17 protein-coding genes are annotated in these 16,968 nt (G+C 70.2%); 8 read left to right on the forward strand and 9 right to left on the reverse strand.

Going from position 1 to position 16,968, the window contains the following annotated elements; all coding sequences use genetic code 11:
- The first annotated feature begins 11 nt into the window (after nt 1–11).
- The 6 genes from METUNV1_RS19070 (at nt 12) to METUNV1_RS19085 (ending at nt 6,731) form a co-directional block, all read left to right on the forward strand.
- On the forward strand, nt 12–4,052 hold the full coding sequence (locus METUNV1_RS19070) for a translocation/assembly module TamB domain-containing protein (protein ID WP_008064639.1): 4,041 nt from the start codon (nt 12–14) through the stop codon (nt 4,050–4,052).
- Nucleotides 4,053–4,309: 257 nt separating this feature from the next.
- Complete coding sequence (locus METUNV1_RS19905) at nt 4,310–4,651, forward strand: hypothetical protein (protein ID WP_043360348.1); 342 nt, start codon at nt 4,310–4,312, stop codon at nt 4,649–4,651.
- A gap of 169 nt (nt 4,652–4,820) precedes the next feature.
- Nucleotides 4,821–5,096: a BrnT family toxin gene (locus tag METUNV1_RS20045; protein ID WP_008064644.1), complete on the forward strand. Its 276-nt coding sequence runs from the start codon at nt 4,821–4,823 to the stop codon at nt 5,094–5,096.
- Between the two features lie 10 nt (nt 5,097–5,106).
- Entirely contained in the window at nt 5,107–5,379 is a 273-nt protein-coding gene (locus METUNV1_RS20050) for a BrnA antitoxin family protein (RefSeq protein ID WP_242059676.1), read from the forward strand.
- A 72-nt stretch (nt 5,380–5,451) separates the two neighbouring features.
- Complete coding sequence (locus tag METUNV1_RS19080; protein ID WP_232416292.1) at nt 5,452–6,120, forward strand: hypothetical protein; 669 nt, start codon at nt 5,452–5,454, stop codon at nt 6,118–6,120.
- Nucleotides 6,114–6,731, forward strand: a complete 618-nt coding sequence (locus METUNV1_RS19085; RefSeq protein WP_008064648.1) for a hypothetical protein — start codon at nt 6,114–6,116, stop codon at nt 6,729–6,731. Before METUNV1_RS19080 ends, METUNV1_RS19085 begins: the two co-directional genes overlap by 7 nt.
- 10 nt (nt 6,732–6,741) lie before the next feature.
- Here METUNV1_RS19085 and METUNV1_RS19090 read toward each other — a convergent pair whose 3' ends face one another.
- Nucleotides 6,742–7,191, reverse strand: coding sequence for a hypothetical protein (locus METUNV1_RS19090; protein WP_008064650.1), 450 nt, complete (start codon nt 7,189–7,191; stop codon nt 6,742–6,744).
- A gap of 68 nt (nt 7,192–7,259) precedes the next feature.
- Entirely contained in the window at nt 7,260–8,462 is a 1,203-nt protein-coding gene (locus METUNV1_RS19095; RefSeq protein WP_008064652.1) for an MFS transporter, read from the reverse strand.
- Nucleotides 8,463–8,611: 149 nt separating this feature from the next.
- Between METUNV1_RS19095 and METUNV1_RS19100 the strand changes: the two genes are divergently transcribed.
- On the forward strand, nt 8,612–8,941 hold the full coding sequence (locus METUNV1_RS19100; RefSeq protein WP_008064653.1) for a YnfA family protein: 330 nt from the start codon (nt 8,612–8,614) through the stop codon (nt 8,939–8,941).
- A 151-nt stretch (nt 8,942–9,092) separates the two neighbouring features.
- The gene (locus tag METUNV1_RS19105) at nt 9,093–9,872 is read left to right on the forward strand and encodes an SDR family NAD(P)-dependent oxidoreductase (RefSeq protein WP_008064656.1); all 780 of its coding nucleotides are present in this window, start codon (nt 9,093–9,095) and stop codon (nt 9,870–9,872) included.
- Nucleotides 9,873–10,009: 137 nt separating this feature from the next.
- Here METUNV1_RS19105 and METUNV1_RS19110 read toward each other — a convergent pair whose 3' ends face one another.
- The 7 genes from METUNV1_RS19110 to METUNV1_RS19140 form a co-directional block, all read right to left on the reverse strand.
- Nucleotides 10,010–11,173, reverse strand: coding sequence for an OpgC family protein (locus METUNV1_RS19110; protein WP_008064658.1), 1,164 nt, complete (start codon nt 11,171–11,173; stop codon nt 10,010–10,012).
- 183 nt (nt 11,174–11,356) lie between these two features.
- Entirely contained in the window at nt 11,357–12,310 is a 954-nt protein-coding gene (locus METUNV1_RS19115; RefSeq protein WP_051165314.1) for a vWA domain-containing protein, read from the reverse strand.
- A gap of 10 nt (nt 12,311–12,320) precedes the next feature.
- Nucleotides 12,321–12,857 (reverse strand): tetratricopeptide repeat protein, encoded by a 537-nt coding sequence (locus METUNV1_RS19120; protein ID WP_008064668.1) that lies wholly within the window; start codon nt 12,855–12,857, stop codon nt 12,321–12,323.
- Entirely contained in the window at nt 12,854–13,936 is a 1,083-nt protein-coding gene (locus tag METUNV1_RS19125) for a vWA domain-containing protein (protein ID WP_008064670.1), read from the reverse strand. Before METUNV1_RS19125 ends, METUNV1_RS19120 begins: the two co-directional genes overlap by 4 nt.
- A complete protein-coding gene (locus METUNV1_RS19130; protein WP_008064672.1) occupies nt 13,933–14,949 on the reverse strand; it encodes a hypothetical protein in 1,017 nt (338 codons plus the stop codon). The genes METUNV1_RS19125 and METUNV1_RS19130 overlap by 4 nt, the downstream gene beginning before the upstream one ends.
- A gap of 53 nt (nt 14,950–15,002) precedes the next feature.
- Nucleotides 15,003–15,866, reverse strand: a complete 864-nt coding sequence (locus METUNV1_RS19135; protein ID WP_008064673.1) for a DUF58 domain-containing protein — start codon at nt 15,864–15,866, stop codon at nt 15,003–15,005.
- The gene (locus tag METUNV1_RS19140; RefSeq protein WP_008064676.1) at nt 15,863–16,885 is read right to left on the reverse strand and encodes an AAA family ATPase; all 1,023 of its coding nucleotides are present in this window, start codon (nt 16,883–16,885) and stop codon (nt 15,863–15,865) included. The genes METUNV1_RS19135 and METUNV1_RS19140 overlap by 4 nt, the downstream gene beginning before the upstream one ends.
- Nucleotides 16,886–16,968: the final 83 nt, after the last annotated feature.

The following is a 16,968-nucleotide window of genomic DNA, read 5'->3' on the forward strand; positions in this document are numbered from 1 at the left end:
GTGCATGACCGATGACTGAACCGCTTCCGCCCACCTCACCGCCCGAACCGCCCGCCGGATCCTCTGCAGACGCGTCTGCCGATGCATCCGCCGCGCAGCCGGTCGTCGCCAGGCGCCGGCGGCCCCGGCTGTTCGGGCTGGCGCTGACCGATCTGGCGCTGCTCGCGCTGCCCTTTGTCGCGGGCTGGGGACTGCTCGCCACCGAAACCGGTCTGCGTACGGTGGCGGCGCTGGCCGGGCGCGCGGTGAGCGGCCTGCAGATCGAGGTCGCCTCCGGCAGCCTGCTGTCATCGCCGCGCCTGTCGCGCGTGCTGCATGACGACGGCAGCACCCGCATCGAACTGAGCGCGCTGGCGCTGGACTGGCAACCGTCCGCACTGCTGCGCGGCCGGCTGGTGATCGACCGGCTGGCGGCGGACGCGCTGCGCGTCGCCACATCGCCCAGCGACGAACCACCGACCACGCCGGCCAGCCTCGAACTGCCGCTGGCGCTGCAGGCCCGGGTAGAGGTCGGCCGCATCGAGTTCGGCAGCCATGACGCACCGGCCTCTGAGGCGCTGACGCTGGGCCCGCTGCAGCTCACCGTCGATTCCGACGGCAGCGCCCACCGTGTCGGCGCGCTGTCGCTGGCCACGCCCTGGGGCGCACTGAGCGGCGAAGCCGGCCTGAAGGGCAGCGCGCCCTTCCCGCTGCAGGGCCGGCTGGCGCTGAAGGCCGAGCAGTACGCGGTCGACGCGGTGCTGGGTGGCACGCTGGCCGAGCGCACCGATATCGCGCTCACCGCGCAGGGCCACGGTCTGAGCGGCAGCGCCCGGGTGGCGGCCCGGCCCTTTGCCGTGCAGCCGCTGCAGTCGGCTGCGCTGGCGCTCGACGCCTTCGACCCGCACACCCTGCATCCGGCGGCGCCGGCCGGCCGCTGGACGGTGAATGCCGAGCTCGCGCCGCGCGGCGACACGCCCACGCCGCTGGTCGGCCGCATCGAGGCGCGCAACGCCGAGCCCGGCCGCATCGACCAGGGCAGGGCGCCGGTCACCTCGATCGCCGCCGACATCGAAGCCGCACCGGAGGCGGTCGACCTGCGCGGACTGGCGATCGCGCTCGCCGGCGGGGGCAGCATCCGGGGTGATGTGGGCTGGCGGCGCGCCGGCGCGCTGCCGCTCGAAGCGCTGCTCACGCTGCACGACATCGACACCGCCGCGCTTCACCGTCAGGGCGTGCGCACCCGCATAGGCGGCACGGTGGCAGTGCATGCCTCGGACACTCGGCAGCAGTTCGACATCGCGCTGGACGACCGCGGCAGCAGCCGGCTCGCGCTGAAGGCCGACGGTGCGGTGGACGGCAGCCAGCTCACGCTGGCGTCGGCCCGGCTGGCGGCCCGTGGCGCCGAAGCGACGCTGCGCGGCACGCTGGCGCTGGACGACACGCTGGAGTTCAAGGCCGAAGGCCGGCTGCAGCAGTTCGATCCGTCCGCCTTCGTGAAGGCGCCGGCCGCGAAGCTGTCGGCCCGCTTCGACGCCGCTGGCCGGCTGCGCCCGCAGCCCGATCTGCAGGCCGCGGTCGACATCGAACCCAGCGTGCTGGCTGGCGAGCCGCTGGCCGGCCGCGCCCGAGCACGGCTGCAGGGGCAGCGCCTGTCCGGCGTCGATATCGCGCTGGACTGGGGCGGCAACACGCTGACCGCGCAGGGCGCGTTCGGGGGAAGCAAGTCGTCTGACGTGCTGGACTGGGCGCTGGATGCCCGCCGCCTCGGCGCGCTGAAATCATTCACCGGGCAGACGCTGGCCGGCAGCCTGAGCGGCAGCGGCCGGCTCGAAGGCACGCTGGCCGCACCCAATGGCCGCATGACGCTGGCCGCGCGCGCGCTTTCGCTGGGCAGCCTCGGCAGTGTGGCCAGCGCAGACCTGGCCGCCGAACTGGCGCCGGGCGCCGACGGCCGCATGACGCTGTCGCTCGACGCGGCCGATCTGCGCGCGCCGCAGCTGCCGCAGCCGGTCGAGCGCCTGAAGGCCGAGCTCACCGGCACCCGCGCCGCCCATGCGCTCACGCTGGATGTGCTGGCCGCCGCCCCGCCGGCCGAGCGCGGCGACACGCCGGTCAAGCCCTCGCTGAAGCTCGCCGCCCGCGGCGGGCTGTCTGCAGGCAGCGACGCCGCCGGCCCGGCGTGGTCAGGCACGCTGGACCGGCTGGCGCTGGTGCTGTCGTCCGAACTGAGCGCCACGCTGGGCGCACCGGCGCGGCTGGCGGCGTCGCCGCAGGCGGTCACGCTGGAAGGCGCCGGCTTTGCGCTCACCGGCGGCGGCGAACTGACGCTGGCGCGCACCGCCTGGACGCCCGAGCGCATCGAAGCCGCCGGCCGCGCGCGCGGCGTGCCGCTGCGGCTGGTGTGGCGCGACCGCGCCGCCGGCATCGCGGTGCGTGCGCCGCTGAAGCTGGGCGCAGACTGGTCGCTGTCCGCGCTGCTGGCCGGCGACGAGCGGGTGGAGGGCACGCTGGCGCTGTTCCGTGAGGCGGGTGACGTGGTGGTGTCCGGCGACACCCGGGCGGAACTGGCGCTGTCGGCGGCACGGGTCGATGCACGGCTGGCCGGTCGCAGTGCGAATGCGCAGGCGGTGCTGGCCGGGCCGGATATCGGCGAAATGAAGGCGGAAATCGCGTTGCCGCTGCGCCGTGAAGGCAGCCTGTGGCTGCCCGACCTCGACGCGCCGGTGGGCGGCAAGGCCACGCTGGCCGTGCCTTCGCTCGCCTGGATAGGCCGCACGCTGCGGCTGGACATGAGCACCGCCGGCCGCATGAATGGCGACGTCACGCTGGCCGGCACGCTGCGCACACCGCGCCTGTCCGGCCGGGTCGATGGCGACGCGCTTGCCTTCGCGCTGGTCGATGCCGGCGTGCGGCTGGAGCGCGGCAGCCTGCGCGCGCAGTTCGAGGGCGACCGGCTCACGCTGCAGTCGCTCAGTTTCGAAAGCGACAACCGCCGCCCGCCGCCGGACGCGCGTCTGGGCGGCAACGCGCTCAGCCGCGAGCCCGGCCGGCTGACGGCGCGGGGCAGTGTCGCGCTCGCCACCACCGCCGCCGACATCGAACTGGACATTCGCCGCTTCGTGCCGCTGCAGGGCGGCGAACAGTGGCTCATGCTGTCCGGCGACGGCCGGCTGCGCGGCTCGGCGAAAGACGGGCTGAAGCTGCAACTCGGGCTCAAGGCCGACGCCGGCCTCTTTACCGTGCCCGAACAGTCAGCCCCCGCGCTGGGAGATGACGTGGTGGTCAAGGGCCGCACGGTCGACGAGCCGGCCGGCCCGCCGCTCGGCTTGGCCATCGACATCGACCTCGGCGAGCGGCTCTATTTCAAGGGGCGCGGGCTCGACACTCGGCTCGCCGGCCAGCTCGCCCTGCGCGACGAAGGCCGCGGCCTGCGCGCCACCGGCAACATCCGCACCGCCGACGGCCGCTACCGCGCCTACGGGCAGGACCTGGTGATCGAGCGCGGCATCATCAGCTTCCAGGGCTCGGTGTCCAATCCCGGCCTGAACGTGCGCGCCATCCGTCCCAACCTGCCGGTGCAGGCCGGCGTCGAGGTCAGCGGCACCGTGCAGAAGCCGCGCGTGCGGCTGGTGTCCGACACCGCCATGCCGGACAGCGAAAAGCTGTCGTGGATCGTGCTCGGCCGCGGTCAGGACCGCGCCGGCGGCTCCGACCTGTCGCTGCTCGCCACCGCCGCCAGCGCCCTGCTCGGCGGCGAGGGCGAAGGCGTCACCGGCTCGCTCGCCCAGGCCCTCGGCCTGGACCAGATCGCGCTCACCCAGAGCAGCACCAGCACCGGCCCGCGCAGCCAGGTGGTCAGTTCGTCCAGCAGCACCAGCACCGTCGGCGGCCAGGTCGTCAGCGTCGGCAAGCGCCTGTCATCGAACGCCCTGCTCACCTACGAACAGGGCGTGGCCGGCGCCACCAGCATCGTCAAGCTCACCTGGAACCTCACCCGCCACCTCGCGCTGATCGGCAGCACCGGCACCGAGCAGGCGGTGGATGTGCGGTACGTGTTTTCGTTCAAGTAAGACGTCTGAGCTGCGATCGCGCGCCTGTCCGTTCAGTGCATAATTGAATGGAATTTTCTGGGCCGCGGGCGCAGGTTGCCGGGTGTTCGGTTTCAGTGTTTTTTTCGTAACGTGAGCAACGTCGTGTCGAACGGAGCACGTTGAGATGCATATGAAATCCGTTGTCCGGTTTGTTCGCTTACCCGAACAGCGTCCGACTTATTGGACGAATATGTCGTCCACCTCACGTTGGGCTTCATAAACGCTGCCACCCGCCTATGCCGTTCTTCCATGTGCTCATCGAAGGTACGAACCTCTACATAGCGGGGGAGGAGGATCAGCCTCCGATCGTTGGCTTCTTCACTTCCCGAGTCGTATGGGCTGGCGATTTGAAAGCCGCCGAGGCCAAGGCACTGCGGAACGTGCGGGATGTTTGGACGCGCGGCGATTGCGCTGACCAACCAACGGCGGAGCAACTCTCGCTCGCAGTGTCTGAGTCAAGCTCCTCATCATTTCGCCAGTGGCTCCTCGCGCCCAACAAGGGGCATGTGTTCTTCCCAATGGAGCCGGTCGATGAGGCCCAACCCATTGCTCCAGCGGACGGCTTCGCCGCCCGCTGAGCGCGAACGTTGAGGCTGTAGAAAAGCCCCTCCCACTCCGCCCCCGTTCCCATGCCGTAGTTATCGCCTCTCCGGAGCCCCGCGATGCCGCGATTCAAGACGCCCGATTACGGTCTGAACAATGAGATGCTGAGTTGTTCCTCCGTGTTTTTGTAAATACAATAACCCTGTGCGCATTACCTACGATCCCGCCAAGCGCGAGAAGACGCTCGCTGAGCGTGGGCTCGATTTTGAGGACGCCTTGCGGGTTTTCTCGGGCACAACGGTCGAGGTTGAAGACGACCGGCGGGACTATGGGGAACGCCGCATCGTCTGCTACGGCCTGCTGCACGGGCGGGTCGTTGTGGTCGGTTACACCCCGCGTGGCGCGGCCCGTCACGTTTTCAGCATGCGAAAGGCCAATCATCGTGAGCAAACCCGCCTCGCGCCCTACCTCGGGCTCTGACCTCAAGCGCGTGGACAGCCATGTCATCAAGCCGCACGAGTACAAGGAGCTGCCGGAACTGACCGATGACATGCTGGCGCGCGCCGTCGTCAATAAGGGCGGGCGTCCCAGGTCGGCCCGTCCGCGTCAGCTCATCAGCCTTCGTCTGCCGCCTGAGGTGATCGAACGCTGGCGTGCAACCGGCCCGGGCTGGCAGACACGCATGGCGGAGCAATTGGCCAAAGGGCCCTCTCCGCGGAAGAAAGTTGCTGCGCCGTCAGCCCCGTCCCAGGTCAAAGTTTGAGGCGGTTTCCTGCTTCGCTTATCGATCGTCTTTCCTTCAGCGTCGCCGAACACCGGCAGATTCGACTACCCGATGCGCACACTTCTTCTCAGTGCAGTCTTGCTGGCCGCAACCAGCGTTTCCGCAGAGCCGCCGGTCACCGACTGGCGCGTGCTGGTCCCCGGCGAATACCACGGCGACGAAGCGCCGGCGCGACCCGGGCCGGGGTGGCTGGCGCTGGTTCCGGTCGGTGGGGTGTGGCGGCTCGAACCCGCGATCGTGCGGGCGACGCGGGTGCATGACCCGGTGCTGGATGCGGAGGGCGACCGGACCGGCATCGCGCTGACCTCCAACCGCAGCGACACCCTCGTGCTGCTGCGTCTTCCGGATCTGCAGCCGGGCAAGGTCGATACGCCGGCTTTGAAGTTCAGCGGCGGTGCCCGGCTCATTTCGCTCGGTGAGGCGCCGCTGAAGCTGCAGTTCAGATCGGACGAGTACGTGATCGAGGGCCGGAAGGCGGGCATCGAGGTGCGTACAGGTGGGATGCGCGTCGTGCTGCCCGATCTTGCCGCCGCGCGGCCGGACAGTGAGGACGCTGCGTCGCTGCTGTGGGCGGGCGATCTGGACCGCGACGGCCGGCTCGATCTGCTGTTTTCCTATAGCGGCTACAACCGGGGCGGCGTGTGTCTTTACCTTTCTTCCGGCGCGCCAGCCGGCGTGCCGGTCCGGCTGGCGGGCTGCCACGGCGGTGTTGGATGCTGAACCATGGCTTGATGCGCCGGCTCGCGCTGCTGGTGTGCGCGGCGTCGTGCGGCCGGTTTGCGGCGGCGGAGGTCACGGTCGATCAGGTGCTCAGCGAGCGCGCCGCGGTCGGCGCGCAGCCCCGGGTGTTCCATGCGAGCACGCCGGACGGCGATCTCGTGCTGGGCGCGGTGCTGGGTCGCGAGTCGGGCCGGGTGCTGGTGCTGCGCAGGAACGCCGCCGGGCGCTACGAGGTCGAGGCGGCCAGCGCGCCCTTCCGCAACGATTTCGGCACCGGCTATGACCTTGAAGTCGTCGAGCACAACGGCAGGGGACGGTTTTCGATGGACGTCGCTGCGCACTCGGCCTGCGGGGTACGGGTAGAGACTTTCCGCTTCTACCGCGTGTCCGGGCAGTGGCGCGTATCCGGCTATGACCGCGAAGATCCTGACGTGCAGAGTTGCGACGTGAATTTCCGCGCCCGGACCTATTCGGCCAATCTGCTGACCGGGCAGGTGGTGGTCACCACCTGGCGTCAGGGCAGGGCGGTGGCCGTGAACAAGCGCAAGGCGCGCATCGATGCGCCGCGGCTGGAGGACTTCTCCTTCTCCCTCTTCGCGGACGAACCCTGAGGCCTGAAGCCTACTGCACCACGCGCCGTTCGCCCGGCGTGCCCAGCGCGCGATCCAGCTTGTCTTCCACTTCGCCGATGGCGGCCGCCAGCGAGTTCGACGATTCGTTCGACACCTTCTGCAGCTCGACCCGCAGGTCGGCGAATTCCTTGTGCATGGCGCTGCTCAGTTCGGTGAAGCGCGACGCTTCGGCCTGATCGGCGAGCAGACGCTGTTCGCGCAGTTCCTTCGCGTGGCGACGCGATTCGAGCAGGGTGGACGTGTGCAGGCTCAGCGTGTAGGCGGCGAGCAGCACCAGCAGCAGCGCGGTGCCGCCGAGCAGGATGATGCCGGCCGGCGCCTGGATGGTGGCCACCAGCAGTGACACCTCGACCGGCATGGCGAGCACATGCCAGTTGGCAATGACGAATGCGGCCAGCAGGCCGAGTACCAGAATGCCCAGTGCGCCCAGTGTTCTCATCGTTGTCTCCTGTCGGGATGGCAACGCCATTGTCACCCGGCGCGACACAGCGCGCCACCGGCGCTGTCCTACGCGGCGGCGGGCGCGGCGCGCACCACCGGCGCTTCGCGTATCGGCAGGTTCACCAGCGCGGCGGCGGCCGCAAGCGCGGCGTCGGCGTACCACATCCACTGATAGCTGCCGCTGTGCTCCAGCGCCAGACCGCCCAGCCAGGCGCCGAAGAAGCCGCCGGTCTGATGCGACAGCAGCGTGAGGCCGAACAGCGTCGCCAGATAGCGGGTGCCGAACAGCTTGCCGACCACGCCGGCGGTCGGCGGCACGGTGGCCAGCCAGGTCACGCCGAGGCCGATCGCGAACAGGTAGAAGGTGAGGTCGGTGCGCGGCGATGCGAGGTAGATGAGCACCAGCACCGCGCGCGAGGCGTACATCCAGAACAGGATCATCTTGCTGCGCCAGCGGCCGGTGGCCCAGCCGGCGAACAGGCTGCCGAAGATGTTGGACAGGCCGATCAGCGCCAGCGCGCCGCTGGCCACTTCAGCCGGCAGGCCGCACAGGCCGACTTCGCCCGGCAGATGGGTGATCAGGAAAGCGATATGGAAGCCGCAGGTGAAGAAGCCGGCGTGCAGCAGCAGATAGCTGCGGTCGCGCATTGCGTCGGAAATCGCGCGGCGCACGCCGCCGTCGGCCGCGCTGTCGGCGTGCTGCGGATGCGGTTCGCGTGCGCGCAGCGCGCGCGCTAGCGGCAGCGCGGCCAGCGCGGCGGCGGCCATCGCGTACATCGCGCCCATCCAGCCGACGGTGGTGATGAGCTTCTGCGCGAGCGGTGCGAACACGAACTGGCCGAGCGAACCGCCGGCATTGATGATGCCCGCGGCCTGACCGCGCTGTGCGCTGTCGAGCCGGCGCGACACCGCGCCGATCAGCACCGAAAAGCTGCCGGCGCCTGATCCGGCCGCGGCCAGCACGCCCAGCGTGACGGTCATGCCGAAGCGGCTGTCGACGAAAGGCGTGAGCGCGCAGCCGGCGGCCAGCACCAGCAGGCCGATGGCCAGTACGCGGCCCGGCCCCCAGCGGTCGGCCACCGCGCCGGCGACCGGCTGTATGGCGCCCCACATGAACTGGCCGATGGCCAGCGCGAAGCTCAGACTGACCACGCCCAGCCCTGTGCTGGTGTTGATCGGCGAAATGAAGAGGCCGGTGGACTGGCGCACGCCCATGCTGACCATCAGCAGCAGGGCGGCGCACAGCACGGCGGACAGGGCAGCAGGCATCGGACGACGGGGTGCAGCGAACACCGTTCAGGGAACACCGCCGCACGTTACAAGGAATTGCGCCGTGCGCGAAATCCACTGTGCGGTGCAGTTTCGTCCGGCTTTTCTTGTACCTTGCCGACTGAACCGTACAGCCCGGGTACCGCATCTTGAATTTCGTCACGACGACCGCACTGTTTGCAGCGACCGCGGTGGCCGAAATCGTCGGCTGCTATCTGCCCTGGCTGTGGATGAAGGACCGCGCGCCCGCATGGGTGCTGTTGCCGGCGGCCGCTTCGCTGGTGGCTTTCGTGTGGCTGCTGTCGCTGCATCCGACCGCAGCCGGACGGGTGTATGCGGCCTATGGGGGCGTGTATGTCGGCGTGGCGGTGCTGTGGCTGTGGCTGGTCGATGGCGAACGCCCGCACCTGTGGGACATCGTCGGCGTGTCGGTGGCGCTGGCCGGCATGGCCATCATCCTGTTCGCGCCGCGCGGGTGAAGGGCAGACGCAAGTCAGGCTCTTCAGGTTTCAGGGAAAGGCAGAACCTCGCTCCGAACCCTGCATCCGTATCCCTGGCCCGTGCGCCTTGAATCTTGAGTCTTGTATCTTGAAGGCGCCCACAGGGCGCCGCTCATTCGAAGGAGTCATGATGGACCTGCAACTGAACAACCGTCTCGCGCTGGTGTCCGGCAGTACTGCCGGCATCGGCTATTCCATCGCCGAAGCGCTGCTGCGCGAAGGCGCGCGCGTCATCGTCAATGGCCGCTCGCAGGCTTCGGTCGACGCCGCGGTGGCGAAGCTGGGCGCGGGCGCCATCGGCTTTGCCGGCGACCTGGCCACCGCGGCGGCGGCCGAGAAGCTGGCCGCGGCCTACCCGGACATCGACATCCTGGTGAACAACCTCGGCATTTTCGAACCCAAGGCCTTCGAGGACATTCCGGATGCCGACTGGATGCGCTTCTTCGAAGTGAACGTGCTGAGTGGCGCGCGTCTGGCGCGGCTGGTGCTGCCCGGCATGAAGCGGCGCAACTGGGGCCGCATCGTGTTCATTTCGAGCGAGAGCGGCCTGCAGATTCCGGCCGAGATGGTGCATTACGGCATGACCAAGTCGGCCCAGATCGCCATCGCTCGCGGCATCGCCGAAACCGTGGCCGGCAGCGGCATCACCGTGAACAGCGTGCTGCCCGGCCCGACCCGCTCGCGCGGCGTCGAGGATTTTGTGCAGGCGCTGGCCGGCGACAGCGGCCAGACCTTCGAGCAGTTCGAGCAGGAGTTCTTCGAGAAGGTGCGCCCGACTTCGCTGATCAAGCGTTTCGCGACGACCGAAGAGGTCGCCGCCATGGTGACCTATCTGTGCAGCCCGCTGGCATCGGCCACCACCGGGGCCGCGCTGCGGGTGGACGGCGGCACGGTGAAGAGCGCGTTCTGATTGCGCGTCATCTGTTCAAGGCCGCATCGCGGCGGGGCGCCGCTCCCACAAGAACCTCGCGCAGTCCGCTGCCAGGGACCCGTGGGAGCGGCGCCTTCGCCGCGATGCGGCGGCGGCCATGAGGCCGGGCGTCGTCCCTAGACCCGGACCGGCGCCGGCGCGCCGCGCTGCTGCGGCAGGGTGCGCTGCGGGTTGCGCACCGCGTCCAGCCACCCGGCCAGGGCCAGCATCAGCAGCGCGCCGGTCATGCCGGCGCCCAGCTGCACCAGCGGCAGGTCGAAGGCGAGTGCGCTGGCCGCATCGGCCAGCGGCGCGAGCAGTACGCTGAGGCAGAACACCTCCAGCGAATGCCGGCCCATGCAGCGCAGCGCGCGTGCGGGCGCCGCCTCCAGCCAGCGCCCCGGACGCAGCAGCGTGGTGGTCACCCAGGCCAGCACCAGAAAGTGGGCGACCCGCAGCAGGTCGAGGTCGGTTTTGCTGATCGGATAGATGAGCGTGGCCACCGACTGCGGCACCACCGCGTCGTGGATGTCCGGCCAGCGCCAGGACAGGCTGAGCAGGAAGCAGGCGGCGAGGAAGCCGAGCGCCACCGGCATCACGATGTTGCGGCCGATGCGCCGCTCCAGCGGCCTCAGCCGCAGCAGCGAGCGCGGCCGTGCGCAGCAGGCGCCGATCACGAACAGGAACTGCCAGGCCAGCGGATTGAAGAACCACACGCCCTCGGGCGCGGCCGGCAGATTGAGGCCGGTATGCTTTTCCAGCAGCCACAGCAGCCCGGACGGAATCAGCACCCACAGCGGCCGGCGCACCAGCAGCGGCAGCAGGCCGGCCATCAGCGTCATCAGCACCACGTACAGCGGCAGCGGGTCCATCAGCACCGGCTTGAACTGCATCAGGATGCCGGCCAGCAGCGCCGACTGCGGCTGGTCGAGAAAATAGCCCAGCCCCATCTCGGTAATGAAGTCGCGGGTTTCCACATGCTCGTTGGCGACGAACACCAGCGCCATCAGCTGGGCCAGCAGGAATACGTGGGCCACGTACAGCACCCAGGCGCGGCGCAGCACGCGCACCGCGGCCGGGAAGAAGCCGTCGAGTTCGTAGCGCCGGCCGTAGGCCAGCATGGCGCCGTAGCCGGCGAGAAACACGAACAGTTCGGCCGCGTCGCTCAGGCCGACATTGCGCAAGGTGGCGTAGCCGAGCGGATTGCCCGGCAGGTGGTCCCAGAACATGCAGACCAGTGCGATGCCGCGGAAGAAGTCGACGCGCAGGTCGCGCGCCGCAGGCGCAGGTGCGTGGCTCATCGGTGCAGGCTCCGTGCAGAGGGTGGACGGCCTGCATGAAAACCCTGCAGGCGTCCTCAGCCCTTCCTGATGGGACGGATGCGCCGCCGGCAGTGGCGCGGCGCACGAGCGGTGTGCTGGACGCGACGGCCGCAGCCGGCGCGGCGCAAGGATAGACGACGCCGCGTCGGTGCGAGGGGTGTGTCAGCGTTCGCTGACAGGCGTGGCGGAAAGCCCGCGCGCAGGCCGCTCCGGCCTGAAGCGGAACAGCAGCAGCGCCAGTGCGAGCAGGGCCGGCAGCCAGTTCAGGTCTGTCGGCACCGGGCGGCGCAGTGCGGCGCCGTCGTGCTTCATGGCGCGGGCGAGCACGGCGGCATCGTCCAGCGTGGCGTAGTCGAAGCCCACCTGCTGGGCGAGTGCGCGCAGGTGCGGTTCGCGCCGTGACGACAGGTGTTCGGTACCCGGCACGCGGCGACCGTCCGGCAGCATCGCGTCGCGCTGTATCACCTCGCCGGCCTTCCACACGCCGATGGTGCGTCCGTCCTCGTCGCTCTTCGGGATGGGCTGGGGCGCATCGCCGCCCGCACCCAGTATCCAGCCGCGCACCTCGCCCGGCTTGATGTCCTCGAAGCCCGGCCGGTCGCCGTCGCGCAGCGGCGGCGCCTCCTGGCCGTCGCTGATGAACACCACCTGCGTGCCTTCGCCCAGTTCCTTCGCGGCGCGCACCGACCAGAACACGCCTTTCGCGACCTCGCTGGAATTGCCCCAGCGCATGCGGCCGTCGATGTTGTCGAGCGCGGCGACCAGATCGCCGTAGTAGGCGCATACCTCGACCGGTGCGAGCAGCAGCAGGGTGCGGTATTCGGCGAAGCCGGCCCAGCCTACTCGCGAGCCGCAGGGCAGTTCGCGCAGCGCACGCTTCGCGGCTTCGCGCGCGAAGGCGAGCCGGCTGACCGGCTGGCCGTTCACGTCGTAGTCCTCGACATTCATGCTCTGGGTCAGGTCGAACACCACCACCGTGTCCCAGCTGTCGCGCTTCAGGTCCAGCGGTGGCAGCAGCGCGGCGGTCAGCAGCAGCACCGCCGCCAGCACCAGCGTGCGCGCCTCGCGCTCTGCCAGGCTGGCGAGCAGCCGGCGCAGGAAGGTGGCCATCCTCATTGCGCGGCCCTCACGGCAGATCCAGCCGCACGCCCTGCAGCGTGGTGACCACCCGTTCGCGCGGCGCCTGGGCGTCCTCGTCCTCGGCCACCGCTGCAGATTCGATCTCCGGTGCCAGCCACAGCGCGCGTTCCAGGTTGTAGCGCGCGTCCCAGTCGTCCGGCCGGTCGCGCAGCGCGTCGCGGTAGCGCTGCTTGGCCAGTTCGATCAGCGGCAGCGCGTCCGACACATTGTTCTCGCCCTGCGCCAGCGCTTCGCGCAGGTGCAGGTTGCCGAGGTTGTAGCGCGCCGCCTGCCGCAGGTCGGCCCGCTCGCCGGCGATCAGCGCCTTCCAGGCGCGGGTGGCGGCTTCGCTGTCGCCGCCGCGGTTCAGTGACAGCGCATGCGCGAAGCGCGCTTCGGGCAGTGCGGCTTCCGGCGCGCCGCCGGAGGCGATGGCGGCATTCACGCGCTCGGCCTCCTGCAGCGCATTCAGTGAGTGCAGGGCGAACGCGGCGCACACCAGCGCGGTACCGCCGAACAGGGCATGCAGGGTCAGTCTTTTCACAGCCAGCTCCGCAACAGCAGGGATCGATGGACCAGCAGCAGCGCGCAGCACAGCGCAGCCACCGCGAACACGGCGCGGCTGTGATCCTGCCGCGGAATGCGCTCGTCGTAGTCGAGCGGGAAGTTCTGCTGGCGGCCGACTTCGGCCACCGCCTTCGCGAGGTCGTCCGGGTTGTCCGCCTGATAGAGGCGGTAGGTCACCGGCAGCGACTGGAAGAAGCGGTGCAGCGACACTTCGGGCACCGATTCCTGCGCGTAGTAGGCGTTGCGCGTCTCGATCGCCTCGGGGCTGTCGCCGTCTGCCGCCGGTGGCGGCGCGCTTTCCTCGGCACCCAGTTCCGGCGCGTTGAGCGTGCGCAGATAGAGCCAGTGCAGCGCGATGCGATGCGCCTTCAGCCCCTCGCGGATGTGCTTGCGGGTGGGCTCGTCGAGGTGGGCGCCGCCGTCGGTCACCAGCAGGATGATGCGGCTGCCGGTGTAGGCGCGCTGTTCGAAACTGTCGATCGCGCCAGTGAGCGCACGGCCGACATTGGTGTCGGACAGACCGCGGCCCATGCCGCCGGCGCGGATGCCGGCCTGCACCACCTCGTCATGCTGGGTGAAGGGCACCACGTGCATCGGGCCGGCGCTGAAGAACATGAGCGAGAAGCGGTCGTCCGGCCGCCGGCCGACGAAGGCCGACAGCAGGTCGCGCGCCACCGCGGACTTCGGTTCGCCACGCGAATCCACCTGATAGAGCAGCGAGTGCGGATCGATGGTGCGCCAGTCGCTCGGCTTCATCTTGGCGTCCATGCTGCGGCTGCGGTCCATCAGGATCATGATTTCGGCGCCGCGGCCGGTGCGCATGACCGTGGTTTCAGGGGTTCCGGGCCCGGCCAGCGCCAGCACCGTGGCGGCGATGGCCAGCACCGCCAGCGCGCGCCCGGCAAAGCCGGCGATGCGGCCGGCGCGGTCGGCCGGCAGCCAGTCCAGCGTCGGGAAGGCCAGCGTGTCACGGCGGCGGCGCAGCAGCGGCAGCACCGCGAGCGGCAACAGCAGCAGTGCCCAGGGCTGGGCGAAGTCGACACCGGCGAAGGTCATGATTCGTGCCGCCGTTCGATGCGGGCGAGCGCACGTACCAGTGCGCGTGGCGAACTTGCGGCAGCGCCGCCGTCACCGAAGAAGCGCGCGGCCGAGTCGGCATAGAAGCGCTCGATGTCGGCGCGCAGCGGCGCGAAGTGCGGCGCGCGTTCGAACAGCCGGTGCAGCGAGGCGGGCTGCAGGCTGGCGCCGGCGGTGCGGTCGAAGGCGCGGTGCAGCGCCTGCCACGCATCCGGCGCATCGTCCTTCAGCCCGCGCAGCGTGCGCTGGGCCTGGGCGAAGGGCTGGGCGCGGGCGCTGCGCACATTGCGCCAGACCAGCCAGCCGCCCCAGGCCAGCAGCAGCGCGCCGGTGAGGCCGCTCCACAGCAGCAGCCGGTGACGCAGCGGCGCGGTGTCGACCGCGGGCGCGCCGCGGTCAGGCTGCAGCGCGTCCAGCCCGTTGCCGGCGAAGGCGGTGCGCGGCGTGAGCGGCGCTGCGCTGAAAGTCCAGGCCGGCACCTGCAGCGGCCCGTCGTCGGTGCGCAGTTCGAAGGCGGGCACCGTGATCGCGGTCAGCGTCTGCGGTGCGTTGATGAGCTGGTAATCCAGCACCAGCCAGCGGCGGCCGTCGGCATCGGTGTCCAGGCGCGCCGGGCGGCGCTCCAGCCACACGCCGATGCGTCCCGGGTCCGGCAGCTTGGGCAGGCCGGTGGCGCGACCGTCGATCGCCAGCAGCACGCGCTGCGTGAGCAGGTCGCCGACGCTGTGGCCCCAGGCGCGCGGCTGCAGCACCTGGGCGACCGGCCCGGCCGGTGCGGCGGGCGCTTCAGCGGTGGCCTCCGGCGCTGGCGTGGCGCCGTCCGCTTCCGGTGCCTTGCCAGCGCTGTCGGCCGGCGTTTCGGTCGCGGAGGGGGTGGGCGTGGTGGTGCCTTCAGCCGGCGCGGCCGCCTGTTCGGCCGTTTGTTCTGCGTTTGCGAGCGGGGTCAGCTGCAGCAGACTGGCGCACAGCAGTGCGCGGATCAGCGGTTTCATGACGACAGGCATTCCATGACGTGGATCTGCAGTGCGGCGTGCGCGGGACGTCGTCATGCGCACGCCTCCATGAAGTAGTCGGACAGGGCGTCGGCGTCGAAGCGGCCGGTCAGCCAGAACGGCCGCAGGTCGTGCGCGGCGAACAGCGCGTTCAGCGCCTCGCGCCGGTCGGCCACCGCGTCGCGCCACTGGCTGCGCAGTTTCGGCCGCAGCAGCAGCGTGCGCCGGACATTGGTTTCGGCATCGCGCAGCGGCGCGATCGCGTCGCTGTGCGGCGGCTCGGTTTCGGCGGCATCCCACAGCACCATGGGCACGACGAAGGCGTGCGACAGCAGGTCGAGCGCCGCGCCCAGGCGGTCCAGCGGCCAGTGGAAGTCGCTCACGATGAACACCAGCGCCTCGCGCCCTACCATCTGCTGCACCACGTCCTCCAGCCCTTCGATGCCGCCGGGTGCTGTGTCGCAGTGGCGCAGGCTGTCCGCCATCACGCTGCCGAGGCCGCGGCTGAGCGTGGCTGGTATCGTGAGGTCGGCACGTTCCGCGTGGTCGAAGGCGCGCAGGCCGAGCGCGTCACCGACACGGAAGGCGCTGTGCGCCAGCGATTCGACGAAATCGGCGGCGAGGTCGATCTTGCGCCGTCGAGCGCCGAAGGCCATCGACGCCGATACGTCGACCAGCGCCTGCACGGCGACCCCCACCCGCTGCCTGTTCACCCGCACCAGCCATTCGCCGGTGATGCTGCGCAGGCTGGCGCGCAGATCGAGCCGGCGCGGGTCCGGGCGGTCGTGCAGATTCATGTGCGACACGAATTCCTGGCCCGCGCCCAGACTGCTGCCCGGGTGCGAACCCGGCCGCGCGCCGGCGCTGCGGTGCGGCAGCCGGTAGTGGAATTCCTGCACCTGCTCCGCGTGCGTCATCGCGGCGTGGCGATCTTGTCGATGATCTGCGCGATCAGCGCGTCGGCGATCTGCGCGCGCCGCATCTCGTAGACCGGGGTGAAGAACACGCGGTGACCCAGCGTGGAGGGCAGGATGGCGCGCACGTCGTCCGGCTGCAGGTGGCTGCGGCCGTCCAGCCAGGCCACCACGCGCGCGGCGCGCAGCAGCGCGCTCATGCCGCGCGGGCTGGCGCCTGCGAGGATGAGGCGTTTCATGTCCACGCCGTCGATGCGGATGTCGAAGGCGGCCGGGTTCTGGCTCGCGTCCCACAGGTCCATTACATAGCGTTCCATCGCTTCGCTGGCGCTCACGCTGCGCTGGATGTGGGCGGCGATGGCATTGAGCTGGAAGGCGTCGATCAGGCCGGGCGACACGGTGTCGATCAGCGCGTCCACGTCGTGATAGGCGGTGTCGAACACCAGCGCGCGGCGCACCGACGGATCGCGCGGCGTTTCCATGCGCAGTTCGAACATGAAGCGGTCGCGCGCGGCCGAAGCCAGCTCGAAGGTTTCTTCCTTCTCGACCTTGTTGCGGTCGGCGAACACCGTCATGTGCGGGAAGCGGTAGTCGCGGTTGAAAGCCGACACCGTGCGCTCGGCCATCGCGCGCAGCAGCAGCGACTGCACCTGCGGCCGGGCGCGGTTGATTTCGTTGAAGAAGAAGGTGGTGAGCCGTTCGCCGTGGCGCAGCAGCGGGCCAGGCTCGATGCGCGGCTTGCCGTCGGCATCGACATAGGTGTGATAGACGAGATCGTTCGGCATCAGGTCCACCGTGCCCTCGACGCGTTCGAAGTCACCGCCGATGGCGCGCGCGAAGGCGCGCAGCACCGTGGTCTTGCCGACGCCGACATCGCCTTCGAGCAGCACGTGGCCGCGGGCGAACAGCGCGACATTGATCAGCCGCACGATGCCGTCCTGGCCGATCACGGCCTTGCGGACCTCGTTCTCGATGCGCAGCGCGGCGTCGCGCCAGTCCTGCAGTTGCTCCTGACTGCTCATGCTGTCTCCCCGGTATGGAATCGATGTGCGTGTGCGGCGCTGAAGCGCCGGCTGCGGGCTGTCGCGCAGTCTAGGCAGTCGCG

The sequence above is a fragment of the Methyloversatilis universalis FAM5 genome (assembly GCF_000214035.2).
Lineage (GTDB): Bacteria > Pseudomonadota > Gammaproteobacteria > Burkholderiales > Rhodocyclaceae > Methyloversatilis > Methyloversatilis universalis.